This window comes from Vibrio sp. Vb1980 (assembly GCF_033338615.1).
Lineage (GTDB): Bacteria > Pseudomonadota > Gammaproteobacteria > Enterobacterales > Vibrionaceae > Vibrio > Vibrio alginolyticus.
In genome coordinates, this window is record NZ_JAWOSZ010000001.1 from 49,486 (window position 1) to 63,158 (window position 13,673).

At 46.3% G+C, this 13,673-nt stretch carries 12 protein-coding genes; 6 read left to right on the forward strand and 6 right to left on the reverse strand.

Annotation, left to right across the window (positions count from 1 at the left end; translation table 11 throughout):
• Nucleotides 1-5: 5 nt before the first annotated feature.
• The gene (locus R7F64_RS00270; protein WP_318071350.1) at nt 6-893 is read right to left on the reverse strand and encodes a LysR family transcriptional regulator; all 888 of its coding nucleotides are present in this window, start codon (nt 891-893) and stop codon (nt 6-8) included.
• Between the two features lie 126 nt (nt 894-1,019).
• Here R7F64_RS00270 and R7F64_RS00275 point away from each other — a divergent pair, with 126 nt between their 5' ends.
• From R7F64_RS00275 to R7F64_RS00285, 3 genes are all read left to right on the forward strand, one after another.
• Nucleotides 1,020-1,886 (forward strand): MBL fold metallo-hydrolase, encoded by an 867-nt coding sequence (locus R7F64_RS00275; protein WP_318071351.1) that lies wholly within the window; start codon nt 1,020-1,022, stop codon nt 1,884-1,886.
• The gene (locus tag R7F64_RS00280) at nt 1,880-2,500 is read left to right on the forward strand and encodes a DsbA family protein (RefSeq protein WP_318071352.1); all 621 of its coding nucleotides are present in this window, start codon (nt 1,880-1,882) and stop codon (nt 2,498-2,500) included. The genes R7F64_RS00275 and R7F64_RS00280 overlap by 7 nt, the downstream gene beginning before the upstream one ends.
• 117 nt (nt 2,501-2,617) lie before the next feature.
• Nucleotides 2,618-4,297, forward strand: a complete 1,680-nt coding sequence (locus tag R7F64_RS00285) for an RluA family pseudouridine synthase (protein ID WP_318071353.1) — start codon at nt 2,618-2,620, stop codon at nt 4,295-4,297.
• 98 nt (nt 4,298-4,395) lie between these two features.
• On the opposite strand, the gene R7F64_RS00290 is transcribed toward R7F64_RS00285, so the two are convergent.
• The gene (locus tag R7F64_RS00290; protein WP_136976766.1) at nt 4,396-5,736 is read right to left on the reverse strand and encodes an MATE family efflux transporter; all 1,341 of its coding nucleotides are present in this window, start codon (nt 5,734-5,736) and stop codon (nt 4,396-4,398) included.
• A 507-nt stretch (nt 5,737-6,243) separates the two neighbouring features.
• On the opposite strand from R7F64_RS00290, the gene R7F64_RS00295 reads away from it, so the two are divergent.
• The gene (locus tag R7F64_RS00295; RefSeq protein WP_017821033.1) at nt 6,244-7,392 is read left to right on the forward strand and encodes a GGDEF domain-containing protein; all 1,149 of its coding nucleotides are present in this window, start codon (nt 6,244-6,246) and stop codon (nt 7,390-7,392) included.
• 3 nt (nt 7,393-7,395) lie between these two features.
• On the opposite strand, the gene R7F64_RS00300 is transcribed toward R7F64_RS00295, so the two are convergent.
• Together R7F64_RS00300 and R7F64_RS00305 are read right to left on the reverse strand one after the other, a co-directional pair.
• Nucleotides 7,396-7,677: a hypothetical protein gene (locus tag R7F64_RS00300; protein WP_025768744.1), complete on the reverse strand. Its 282-nt coding sequence runs from the start codon at nt 7,675-7,677 to the stop codon at nt 7,396-7,398.
• A gap of 132 nt (nt 7,678-7,809) precedes the next feature.
• On the reverse strand, nt 7,810-8,094 hold the full coding sequence (locus tag R7F64_RS00305; RefSeq protein ID WP_005383244.1) for a pyrimidine/purine nucleoside phosphorylase: 285 nt from the start codon (nt 8,092-8,094) through the stop codon (nt 7,810-7,812).
• 328 nt (nt 8,095-8,422) lie between these two features.
• Here R7F64_RS00305 and R7F64_RS00310 point away from each other — a divergent pair, with 328 nt between their 5' ends.
• Together R7F64_RS00310 and R7F64_RS00315 are read left to right on the forward strand one after the other, a co-directional pair.
• Nucleotides 8,423-8,926 carry a DUF2850 domain-containing protein gene (locus tag R7F64_RS00310; RefSeq protein WP_213886365.1) on the forward strand — a complete coding sequence of 168 codons (504 nt, stop codon included), beginning with the start codon at nt 8,423-8,425 and terminating at the stop codon, nt 8,924-8,926.
• A gap of 369 nt (nt 8,927-9,295) precedes the next feature.
• Nucleotides 9,296-11,842, forward strand: a complete 2,547-nt coding sequence (locus R7F64_RS00315) for a glycosyl hydrolase family 18 protein (protein WP_054578566.1) — start codon at nt 9,296-9,298, stop codon at nt 11,840-11,842.
• A gap of 168 nt (nt 11,843-12,010) precedes the next feature.
• Here the strand turns inward: R7F64_RS00315 and R7F64_RS00320 are convergent, their stop codons facing one another.
• Both R7F64_RS00320 and R7F64_RS00325 read right to left on the reverse strand, forming a co-directional pair.
• A complete protein-coding gene (locus R7F64_RS00320; protein ID WP_065275584.1) occupies nt 12,011-12,868 on the reverse strand; it encodes an alpha/beta fold hydrolase in 858 nt (285 codons plus the stop codon).
• A gap of 129 nt (nt 12,869-12,997) precedes the next feature.
• Complete coding sequence (locus R7F64_RS00325) at nt 12,998-13,588, reverse strand: TetR/AcrR family transcriptional regulator (RefSeq protein ID WP_005374416.1); 591 nt, start codon at nt 13,586-13,588, stop codon at nt 12,998-13,000.
• Nucleotides 13,589-13,673 lie beyond the last annotated feature (85 nt).

Sequence of the window (13,673 nt, forward strand, 5' to 3'; positions counted from 1 at the left end):
CGCATTCACCAAGGGTGCTGCTTAAAGTAATCTTCACTGTGATCGATGAAAGCTCTCACCGCAGGAGACAAGTGTTTACGTGATGAATACAGCGCGTAAATGTTGAGATCATTGGGCTTCCAGTCCGGCAACACCGACTCAAGCTGACCCGATTTGAGATAGATATTGCTCAAGTAAGTTGGCAACATCGAAACACCCATGCCTTGTAAAGCGCCATGCAATAACGCCGTGGCCTCATTGCTGGTTAGGCGACACTCAATTCCCACCGATTCGAACTGGTCGCCCTGAGACAAATGCCACACGTGACGCTCAAAGTTTTTGTATCCCAAACAGTCGTGTGAAGATAAATCTCGCGGATGCGTGATCGCGTGGTGAGTTTGCAAGTATTGCGGCGATGCCACCAACACCGATTCGCACACAGCAATCGGCTTACCAATCAAAGAAGGATCGGGATCTGACGCAATTCGGATTGCCAGATCGATACGTTGCTCGGTTAGATCACTCACTGAATCTTGCAGATCTATGTCGATATGCACTTTGGGGTGCTTTTGCATAAAACTGTTTACTGCTGGGATCAACTGTGAGAATCCAAATGAAGTGCTAGACGCGAGACGGACTTTTCCGGACAGCTCACCATCAACGGCAATGTTCGACGTCAATGTATCGGCCTGTTTTAACCAGCGCTCAATCTGAGGCAAGCTGCGCTCCCCTGCGGTGGTGAGGGACACCTTGCGCGTGGTGCGGTGTAACAAACGAGTTTGCAGCCAGTTCTCCATCGCCTCTACATAACGAGTTACCATTGGCCGAGACATGTCTAACCGCTCGGCGGTCGCGGTAAAACTGCCAGAATACACCACATCCACAAATACTTTTGCTGCCGTTACTCTATCCATAGATTTGCTCGAAATAAGAAATAGTGATGCACATTATTGTGTATTTTTCCGAGCGTATCAATTTCCTAATATAGCTCCCGTTCCCAAGCCATCGTCGCTTGGCCCCAAATTCTTTAGGAGCTTATTATGAAAAAATTCACTTTGATTGCTGCATCCGTTTTAATGGCAAGCCCTGTCCTAGCGGCAAACCACTCTCCCCTTACTCTTGAGGTTTACAACGCCGACGGTAACAGCTTCCACGTAAACTCAACCTTGGTATACGGTGAGACTGACGCCATGGTTATCGACACTGGCTTCACCAAAGCTGACGCGATGCGCATTGCCGCTAAAGTGCTGGACTCAGGCAAAACACTTAAAACCATTTTTATCAGTCAAGCGGACCCAGATTACTACTTTGGCGCAGAGGCCTTACACCAACAGTTCCCTGATGCGCAGATCATCACAACGCCTGCGGTTCAAAAAATTATTAAAGAGAAATTGGCTGGAAAGCTAGCGTACTGGGGACCAAAGCTTGGCGCAAACGCACCGGTAAAACCAGTGATCCCTGTCGCGTACGATAAAGCATCATTGGACCTAGAAGGTCATAAGATTGAAATTCGTGGTAACCATGGCACATCAGCACACCGCCCTTACCTATGGATTCCAGATAACAAAGCGATTCTAGGTAACGTAGCCGTGTACTCAAACGTACATTTGTGGATGGCAGATGCCGCTGACCAAACCGCCATCAATGCTTGGGAGCAGCAACTTAGCGAGATGCTTGCGCTTAAACCTCAAGTGGTCATTCCTGGTCACATGAAAGCAGGCACAAAGCTGAACGCAGACACCATTCGCTACTCGCAACAATACTTGCAGGATTTTCAGCAAGCGAAAAAACACAGCAATAACAGCGTTCAACTCATTGACACCATGTCAGCTAAATACCCAGGAGCTCAATTGCCAATCGCGCTAGAAATCGGTGCGAAAGTGCATACTGGTGAAATGTCATGGTAACCGTGCATTACTTCTTCGATCCCATGTGTGGTTGGTGCTACGGGGCATCACCACTCATCGAAGCCTTGATGGACACCTCTCAATTTAAGGTAGAGCTTCATCCCGGCGGTATGATTGAGAAACGCGCGATTGAACCTGAATTTCGTCAGCACATCATCAACAGTGACGCTCGTATTGCAACCGAAACCGGAGCGACGTTTGGTAAAGCATATCTGCAACGCGTGAAAAGCGAAGATGCGTTTGTTCTTGATTCTTATCTACCAACACAAGCGATCTTGAGTGCGGAAAAAATGGGGCTGAATCCATGGCACATGCTAAAGGCCATCCAATCTGCGCATTATCAGCTCGGGTTAAAAGTGAATGAAGCATCGACGCTCAAAGCCATTGCAGAATCGCTAGGTTTAGCAAGTGATGCGTGGGAGCAAAACATGACGTTAAGCGAAGCCGAACTAGGTGAGAGAATTCGCACTAGCCGACAATTGATGCGCCAGTTGCACGTTGGTGGTTATCCAACCCTGATTGCAGAAGTAACTGGCGAGTACTTGACCTTGCCGCACTCGGCCTACTACGACAAACCGGCACAGTGGAAGCTTGCATTACAAAAACTGCAATAAGCTCTTCCCCACTCGCTCTTGTTCTTAATCCAAGAGCGAGTGCCAACACCGACATGGCAATCCTGACTCAAACAGGTACAATCCTCGCTCGATTTTTTACTCGCGCGGATACCCACCATGCACTCGCCTGAACATTGTTTTACTCGTTTTACTGCTGATACTTCTGATTATGAATTACCAACGCAGTTTACGTTTCCGTTCTACTACACGCCGCATCCTCTTTGCGTTGTGGCCTCAAAGCAATTGCAACAGCACTTATTAGCGCAAACCGACTTCGAACACGATTTTGGTTTGGTTAATGAAGAAACGGGGCGAGGCAAAATGTTTGGCGTATTGCTGGTAAAAAGCCCTCAAGGCGAGCTCGGCTTTTTAAGTGCGTTTTCTGGCAAAATTGCTGACCAAAACTTGATTCCAGGATTTGTCCCTCCTGTGTACGACATGCTGACCGATGAAGGCTTCTTCCGCGCAGAAACGGATGCCATCAACGCCGCCAATGCGGAGTACAAAACCTGTGCCGCGAATCCGGAATTGGCGGATCTTAAAGCGCAAATACAAGCCGACCGAGCCGCTTATCAACAAGAAGAGCAAACACAGCGCCAAGTGATGATTGACGGCCGCGCCGCTCGCAAACGACAGCGCCAACAGGGCGAGCAAACGCTCAATGCCGATGATCTCAAAATCTTGTTGGATGAGTTGGGTAAGCAAAGTGTCACCGAGAAAAACGTTCTCAAATACTTAAAGCAAGCGTGGGATGAAAAGCTTGCAATCAAAGAAGCGCGCTTGGCCGAGTTAGAGCAGCAACTTGCTCATCTGAAAGAGCAGCGCAAAACACTCTCCAACGCTTTACAGCACAAACTGCATAAACAGTACCGCTTTCTAAACAGCCATGGCGAAACACGCGACTTGGTGGACATTTTTGCGGACACCACAAACCCAGTACCACCAGCAGGTGCAGGGGAATGTGCTGCGCCAAAACTGCTTCAATACGCGTTTAAATACGGATTCAAACCGCTGGCGTTGGCAGAATTTTGGTGGGGTGTGTCGCCAAAGTCTGAAGTTCGCCAACACAAAAAGTTCTACCCATCGTGTAATAGCAAATGTCAGCCGATTTTAGGCCATATGATGCAAGGGCTGGACGTCGAACCCAACCCATTAGCGGAGAATTGGGCAGAAGACAAAGAGCTGGAGATAATCTACCAAGACGACGCTATGGTCGTCGTCAACAAGCCCTCGGGCTTACTTTCAGTGCCTGGTAAAACTATCAAGGACTCTGCTTATACGCGCCTACAAGCGATGTACCCTGATGTGGAAGGGCCGTTTGTGATTCATCGCCTCGACATGGCGACCTCTGGCATTTTGGTGTTTGCCTTAACCAAGCGCGCGAACAAAAGTCTGCAAAAACAGTTTATGGCTCGCGACGTACAAAAACGTTATATGGCACTGCTCGAAGGCGTATTAAACGAGCCTGAAGGGGAAATCTCACTGCCAATGCGTGGTGACCCCGACGACCGCCCACGTCAACTGGTGTGTTTTGAACACGGGAAACATGCAGAAACCTACTGGCAACTGATTGACGTCAAAGATGGACGCAGCAAGGTATATATGTATCCGAAAACCGGGCGAACTCACCAACTACGTGTACACAGTGCTCATCACATGGGGTTAAACATGCCGATGGTTGGTGATGGTTTATACGGCGAAAAATCGAATCGCTTACACCTGCATGCTGAGATGCTAGAGCTGGATCATCCATACAGCAAAGAGCGTATGGTGTTCCAAGCTGAGTGCGAATTCTAACGTCTTCCCGATTTTAAATAACAAAAAGGCACTGACTATCAGTGCCTTTTTTTGTTTTCTAACAACAGAATAAGCGTGATGCGCGATACCGAAAACCGTTAGCTCACCTTAAACTTGGTCCACACCTGAGAGCGCCAACGTCTTGCCATGATGATACCACGTACCCATTCATCGAGAGCGATTGCCATCCAAGCCCCTAAAACGCCATAACCCAAGTGGATGCCAAAGATGTAAGAGAAAAGCACGCCTAGTCCCCACATACTCAAAATCCCCATTTGCACTGGGAACTTGATGTCACCCGCGCCTTTGAGCCCCGCGATAAAAATCAGGTTAAACACACGTCCGGCCTCGAGCAAAATTGAGCCCATGACTAACGAACCTGCCAATGCGAGTATCTCTGGTTGATCGGTAAATACGCGCAGAATCTCTTCTCTAAACAGGTAAATCAGTGTGGTTGCCGCCGTTGATGCCACAAATCCTACTAAGAAGTAGATTTGTACGCGTTTTAAAATGCTGCTCACCCAACCTTTACCGATGTAGTAACCAGTCTGAATTTGCGCTGCCTGACCAATTGCCAGCGCGAAAGCAAACGAGAAACGGGCAATGTTTTGCGCATAAGTGAAAGCCGCTAACGATGCCGTCCCCATTTGCACCACAAAATACACAATGCAGATTTGCGCCACGTTGTAAGACAGCACCTCACCCGCGTTCATGCCGCCGATTTTTAAGATCTTTTTGTAAATCTCTACGGGCACTTGTTTCATGGTCGACATTGGTAGCTCAATGCTGCTGCGCGCGAGAATAAACCATAACATTAACGTACCGATGACTTGGCTGACGACGGTTGCTATTGCCACGCCTTGCACGCCATACACAGGTAAACCAAATGGCTGGTAAAGCGCAATATAGTTACCAATGATGTTGAACACACCCGAGATCAAATTCACCACCATTGGGGAACGTGAATAACCATGACTACGCAGAATAGTTGTAAAAACAACGCCAATCGTAACGTTAAACGTCATCGCACCGCTTATCAGCAGATATTCATGAGCGTACTGCTCGACTTGCGCTTCCAAGCCGTAATACGGGAGTAGATATATCGCACCAAGCACGGCAATCACACTCAATAGCACACCGACGAGCACAGACAACGCAATACTCGCAACACCAACGCTCACTGACTCTTGCTCGCGTCCAGCGCCATTGTATTGGGCAATCAAAATCCCCGTACCGCTACTGACAAAGGTCGAAACGATGATTAAAAAGAAGGTAATCTGCGTGATCACACCAACAGCGGATACGGCTTTGTCTGAGTAGCCACTCAGCATGAACACGTCACTGGTTCCTAAAGCCGTCCGTAGCAAAATTTCGACAAGAATTGGCCAAGCTAATGCCACGATGGACATTCGTTGGTTGATGTTTTGGCTTTTAGGCATGCTTGTAACCTTTCCTACAACTAAAAACTGCCTCACAATATTTGTGAAGCAGTTTAAAAATAGTGACTCGAACGAAGCTCGATATGAGGTTGTGATTTAGCGCGGATTCTAGTCGCATATTGGTCATAACGACAACAATATTTCGCCCTGTTTCGGAAAAATATTTCTAATGCATTTTCGAAACGACATATGCCTTGACGATACGTAGAGCAGAGATTGGTGAACAATACTCTCAATCAACGAGCACCGAACAGAATCAGGATAATCAATAGAAATATCTCCAACTAGATACATTACTTTGAGTTATCAGTCCAACCATATAGAGCCATGAAGAAGCGTCATGAAAACCTGCATGCGCCACCATTCCTCTTTGAACACTCGCACCAAATCACACTGATGGCTTTGCACTAAAAATGACTGATATCACATTTGGAAACTTTGTTGTTCTATTTATCGCGAAAATACCGCCTAGAATAAGCGTACACGTTAATTAAGCAAGGATACGTAATGTCGACATTGGCTGGGGCGCGCTTAGAAGAAATGGCGGACATCCGCTCAACAAGAAAAAAGAAAATTGTCTTTTTATGCTCCAGTATCGCCGCTGCCTGTTTAACTTATGGTTCCATTGCTCAATCACTTGAGAATAACTGGGGTTTAAGCTTTTTCCATGCTTTGTGTGCCTTGGCATGCTTAGCAATCAGTTATGTAATAAAAGTCCAGCGGCACCATCAATACGCCGACTTATGGCTAAGTGCTGTCTTAATGTTCGAAGGGTTATTGTTACTTCTGTATAACGACGCTCCGTCAGGCAAGGTGCTATGGCTATATCCTATTGTCGCCACTCTGGTATTAATTAATGAGTTTAAGGTCGGTCTGCTGTTCAGTGGCACCTACATTTTACTGATCTTTTTTGGGGTCGCTTTTTTAGATCGACTGCCAACAGCCACAGAAATCATAGAGCGGAGATTGATGCTGACCCTGATAGCGACCGCGTTTGTGTGTCACACGTTCTCGTATTACTACACGAAAGTCCTCAATTACATTCAAACACTGTATCGTGAGGGGATTGAGGAGTTAGCATATTTTGACCAGCTCACTGGGCTTGCCAATCGCTGGAGCTTTGAGACTTGGGCGCGCGCAAAGCTCGATGAAATCAAGCACTCATCTGATGACAGCATCACCGCATTGGTCTTTCTCGATATCGATAACTTCAAGCACATCAACGACACCTACGGGCACGATATTGGTGACCAAGTACTTCAAGCCTTCGCCACTCGATTAAAAAATAACATTCGCAACAAAGACAGAAAAACAGATAAACACGACTACTCCATCGCTCGATTTGCGGGCGACGAGTTTGTAATCATGCTTTACGATGTAAAAAGTAAAGATGACCTCGACAGCATCCTAAAACGGATCGTAAATCTGTTTCCGACAGGTTACCGAAGCTACGATATGATTAACGAGTTAACGATGAGTGTAGGTGCTGCTATCTATAAGCAAGATGCAAAGGATTTGTCTGAATTGACTCGATGTGCAGATAAAGCAATGTACGCAGCTAAACATACTGGTAAAAACCAGTACGCCTTTTATGAGCACTGCAATACGGAAGAACAGTCAACATCTGATGCACCAGCTGTACCAGAAGCTTGCTAATGACTAAGCGAACACATGCATCACCCAAAGCCCCACAACGAGGAATACGATTAACCACACTACTTGCAACGTTCTGTTCGGCTTGTCTTGCTGACGAGTGGGGTAATCTTTAAACGCACGGCCCTTCATTTTGCCCATTAAGCTCTTTCCTAGAGCACGTCGATAAAATTCACGTCTCTTATGAGCGGCATTGGCAACTTCGGTAAAGCGCTGTCTTTGCTCATTGGTGAGATCTTTGTCCTCGTAACGAGGAGGGAGATCAGAATGCTTGCGTTGTACTGCCATCACTTCCTCCCTGGTCGATGGGTACATTTTTATTAAGTATATACCCAAATAACCAAAAAGATGCGTTATAAGTGAAGCACATAGACGAAAAAACCACCCGAAGGTGGTTTTATGACGAGCAACAAATGAACGCTAGAAGTACTCACATAAATACGCAGTCGCTTCTTTCACTTGAAGCTCAAATGAAGAATTACCTTCCACTTCAAAAAACTCACCACTTTGATAAGTCGTCCAATCGCTCTCGCCAACACGCTTGACCACAAGCGCACCTTTTACAACCGTCATACGCTCTGGTGCTTGAGTACCAAACGTGTACTCACCAGGAAGCATCACACCAACGCTAACATCCTGATCTTTCTGGTTAAAGCCTAGTGATTTTACACTACCAGCAAAATAGCTATTTTCCTTAATATTCATTATTGGTTTCCTTATCAAAAGTCCGCTCTTTTTTACCTTGTTTCTTTCCGTTACTCAAGCTTTGAAAGCCATTAAACTCAACGTAATAACGCACATCCTTTGCTACTGAGCGAGAACCTCTTTTCGCGAGGATTAATCAGGCGACCTAAACCGAGCAAGAAAAACTGCGAAGTAATGAATGTGAGCAAACAACAAAACCATCAATAAGATGTGTATCTGAATGTAAAAGTGGACATTAGATCATAGTTTCGTCGTCTCAATGGCGGGATTGTTTGTTTTTAAAAAGGAAGGTTTCCACCATGTTAAAAAAGTGGAGAAAATTAGATCTATGACGGACTCGACTCGCCGAAGGCGAAAAGCACGACAAGAACCAAAACTTTCATTTTTGGCTCGCCACCAATCCAAAATCCTCAAGAGTACATTTGTCTGCTTCGGGATGGGTCTGTTGACGTTTTTTGGCTATCAAATCCACCTCTCCTATCAAGAGCACATTGATCCGGAAAAGGTGTACGGCGAATGGATTGAGATTGGCGCGCCACCCTACCAAACAGAACGTCTCGTTTTCACTGAAGATGGGGTATACCGAAACCATCGACTTATTACGACGGAATTTGAATTCGATGGCAAGGTCATCACGTTGAATACCGGATTAGGAAAGACAGCGTATCAGATCTCGGGCTCTCATCTTTCACCTCAAATACGCCGTATTGAGCCTCTTATTCCAGATCAGCGATTCATTCGTAAAGGATTTGAGCATACCGTTCAGGGCTCAGAAACCGGTGCAGCCTCTAAACGTCGCGCCGCGTTGAGTGAACACTTCAGCCGTGACTAATACGTCTTCACGGCTATTTTTCCTTTCAATTCTCTTTCTATATCAATGAAACAAAACCTAAATAAACAACAAAATAAGGCCTTCATCGCATTTAACTAACTCGTTACTGAGTAAACAATAATTTTAGTTTCTGCTGAGATTTTATAAATTATTGACTCAGTCTGACACTTTCTGTGTAACAGAGTGCGAGTTTTAGTTAAGTTCTCTCAAGTGCCTCGAAAACCGTCTTAATTTTTTTTGACGAAAAAAAACTCTCTGAAATGCTGAGTGTGATGCTTTTGCACGTGGAGTAAATCCAATCATCTTATCTGGTGCAAGAGCAGCCTATGTTCTAGGTAGAACATGAATCCAAGGATTGAGAGAGAAGTTATGATTCGATTTAACCTATGTGCAGCTGGAGTTGCTTTAGCGCTATCAGGTGCTGCAGTTGCGGCTCCAACCGCACCAAGTATCGATATGTACGGTTCCAACAACCTTCAGTTTTCTAAAATTGAACTCGCGATGGAAACCACGTCAGGCTACTACGACATGGTGAAATACCATGAGCAAGCGAAGATCACTGTTAAATTTAACCAGTGGAGTGGCACACCTGGTGACACTTACAACGTCTATTTTGATGGTGTAAAAGTAGCAAGCGGCCCTATCACTGGTAGCCAAACAACAGCTTCGTTTGAATACGGCCAAGGTGGCTTATACCAAATGGAAATCGAAGCATGTGATGCGACAGGTTGTGCGAAAAGCGCACCAGCTGAAATCACAATTGCAGATACCGATGGTTCTCACCTGAAGCCACTAACGATGAATGTTGATCCAAACAACAAAACCTACAATACCGATCCAAGCGTCGTGATGGGTACGTATTTTGTTGAATGGGGCATCTATGGCCGTGACTACACCGTCGATAATATGCCGGTCGACAACTTGACTCACATCCTTTACGGTTTTATCCCAATTTGTGGCCCAAATGAGTCTGTGAAGTCTGTTGGCGGCAACAGTTTCAACGCGCTACAAACTGCTTGTACAGGTGTGCCTGATTATGAAGTCGTTATCCATGACCCTTGGGCTGCTTATCAGAAGAGCTTCCCACAAGCTGGTCATGAATACAGCACGCCTATCAAGGGTAACTACGCAATGCTAATGGCATTGAAACAACGTAACCCTGATCTAAAAATCATCCCATCGATCGGTGGTTGGACACTGTCTGACCCATTCTTCGATTTCGTGGACAAGAAAAACCGAGACACATTCGTCGCATCAGTTAAGAAGTTCCTGAAAACTTGGAAATTCTACGATGGTGTTGATATCGACTGGGAATTCCCTGGCGGCGGCGGTGCAGCAGCCGATAAGGGCGACCCTGTAAACGATGGCCCAGCATACATCGCACTGATGCGTGAACTGCGCGTAATGCTTGATGAATTAGAAGCTGAGACAGGCCGTACTTACGAGCTAACGTCCGCTATCGGTGTCGGTTACGACAAGATTGAAGACGTAGACTACGCAGATGCGGTTCAGTACATGGATTACATCTTCGCAATGACTTACGACTTCTACGGCGGCTGGAACAACGTTCCTGGTCACCAGACTGCGCTTTACTGTGGTTCATTCATGCGTCCTGGTCAGTGTGACGGTAGTGGCGTTGATGAGAACGGCGAACCGTACAAAGGTCCTGCTTACACAGCAGATAACGGCATCCAACTTCTTCTTGCTCAAGGCGTTCCTGCGAACAAGCTAGTACTTGGTACAGCAATGTACGGTCGTGGCTGGGAAGGCGTAACTCCAGATACGCTAACCGATCCAAACGACCCAATGACAGGTACTGCTACAGGTAAACTGAAGGGCAGCACAGCGCAAGGTGTTTGGGAAGATGGCGTAATTGACTACAAAGGCATTAAGTCATTCATGCTAGGTGCAAACAACACTGGTATTAACGGCTTCGAGTACGGCTACGATGCACAAGCAGAAGCACCATGGGTATGGAACCGTACTACGGGCGAGTTGATCACATTTGATGACCACCGTTCAGTGCTAGCAAAAGGTAGCTACGCGAAGTCTCTTGGTCTTGCTGGTCTATTCTCTTGGGAAATTGACGCGGATAACGGTGACATTCTAAACGCGATGCACGAAGGTATGGCTGGTGGTGTTGTTCCTCAACCAAACCGTAAACCAACAGCCGCAGCTGGCGCAGATCAATCGGTAACAGGTCCTGCAAATGTGGTTCTAGATGGCAGCCTGTCAAAAGACTCTGACGGCACCATCGCAAGCTACGCTTGGGAACAAGTATCTGGCACAGCAGTGGTACTAACAGGTGCAAACACAGCGAAAGCAAGCTTTGATGCAGCAGAAGTTACTGTTGAAGAGCAATTAACTTTCAAGCTGACGGTGACTGATAACGAGGGTGCAACGGCATCTGACCTCGTTGTAGTAACAGTGAAACCAGCAGGTGTTGTTGACCCAGTGAACAGCGCACCAGTAGCACAAGTTGTTGCTCCAGCAACAGCAAACGCTGGTGACGTTGTGGTTGTAGATGCATCTGCGTCTAGCGATGCTGACAACGATACCCTGACATTCAACTGGACTCTACCTCAAGGTCTGAATGCAACGGTTGAAGGCTCTAAAGTCACGTTCACTGCTGCGGAATACCCGCAAGACACAAGCTTAAGCTTCACTGTAAGTGTGAGCGACGGTAAAGCGTCTTCATCGGCAAACGCGACAGTGGTTGTTGCACAGCACACAACCGATCCGAACCCTGGTACTTGTGACAACGCATGGGATGCGAGCGCAGTGTACACAGGTGGTAACCAAGTGACTCACGCAGGTAAAACGTGGGAAGCGAAATGGTGGACTCAGGGTGACGATCCTAGCCAATCTGGCGAATGGGGCGTTTGGAAAGAAGTTGGCGTAGCTAACTGTAACTAATTTCAGCCTTGCAGACGTTCTGCTAAATAAACAAAGGACAGCTTCGGCTGTCCTTTTTGGATTTAACCTCTTAACGAGGAGAGCAACACCAGAGACGAAAAAATCTGAGGTGTTACTTTCAAATCGACTTAGCCCAAAACGGAGCGAGTCAATCAGTAAAAGTAAGGGTTACCAAGCACTATCGAGCAAACGGTCAAAACTACTGAAGACTTGCTCACACTTCATCACTCGACCATGCCCCTGACCTTGTGTTGTCACTAACTCAACGTTTTTAATCTCTTCAGCCGCTTTTGCCGAGACACTGTATTTGGTGAACTTATCTTGCTCATCATGAATAATAATGGTGTGAGACGGACGCTCAGACAAACGCTTCATCGGATCAATGGACTGTAACGGATAGCCAAATTGGTCTTCAACTTCTGAAACCACAGCATTAAAAAGCTTCATCGAGTAACCGGAACGCGCAATGCTACCGAATAAGTTCTCTACGTAATTTAATACCGGAGCAATAAGCAGCAAAGGCTTGTTTTCTAATTTGCTGTGTCGGCACTCAAGAGCAGAAGCGGTGCCCATGCTGTGCCCAACTAGGCCAACAACATCCTCGACCGTATCCAACACATCTTCTAATCCTCTGACAAACCCCGGAATGTGCCCATACTGCCCCTCACTCTCACCATGTGCCGGATGATCGTACGCCAAAGCAGTAAACCCTTTCGACGCAATATGTTCCATCAGTGGATAAAACTGACTTGCCGTGCCAGACCAACCATGAGTTAGCACCCAAATAGGTCCAGAGCCCAAAGTATAGGTTTTGATGATGCCTGCATGCCCTTTAATTTCACCTTTGATAAGCCCTTGAGGTTCAATATTTTTAGGTTGCGTACGAGCAGGTGTCAGAAGAAGCTTGCGCGCGGTCTTCTTTGCATGTGACGGGGCCAGTGTATGGTGTAACCGAGTACTAATGTTCACCAAACTGCGCTTAATACTGAAACGTTGCGATGTATTAAAGTAAATTTTTTCACTCATAATCATGTCCTTAACTATCAGCTTTGCACAAAATAGAACGGTCGTGCTTTTTTACGCTGATAAGAAAGAGCGAACTCAGCCGCTCTTTGTGATTTTATGTCTACGAATCTGGGAAGCGAATAACCGATATTAGCCTTTCCAGCGAGAAAATAAGTTGTCGATCCCTTGCCAAAACAGACGCAAGCTTTCTTGCTCACCTTTAATTGAGTAAAAAACATGCGCACTCAAATAAAGACCGTACAAATCAAACGTTGCTTGGCGTGTATCTAAGTCTGCTGCAAATTCTTGCTTCTCTTTGCCTTTCGCTATTTGGATCTCCAAATAGCTCAGCCAAGTGTCTATGGATTTACGCAGTCCGGCCTGAAGCGGGCAATCTTTATCTGCCGTATCATTCCAAGCGTCAAGAAACATACAACTTCCTTGGAATGCGTGATTCCAAGTCATCCAAGAGTCGAGCAACCCTCGAATTTTACGCTCGATATTGCCATCCCCGAGTTCTCGAGCAGGCTCAATAACCCGATCAGCGAACACTTTATTGGCGTGATCAAGCACCGATAGCTGTAAATTCAACTTCGAATTAAAGTGGGCAAACAGACCACTTTTCGACATACCGCATTGCTTGGCTAACTCTCCAATCGTAAGACTTTCTAATCCGTCTTCGCTGGCGATCTCAAAAGCCCGCTGCAGAATAAACTCTTTTGTCACTTTTCCTTTTTGCATAGTCTTATTTTTAGCACGATCGTTCTTTTTTGCAATCTCGAGTTAACTGGTCTAACCATTATTCAGTGCTATTTTCGACTCACGA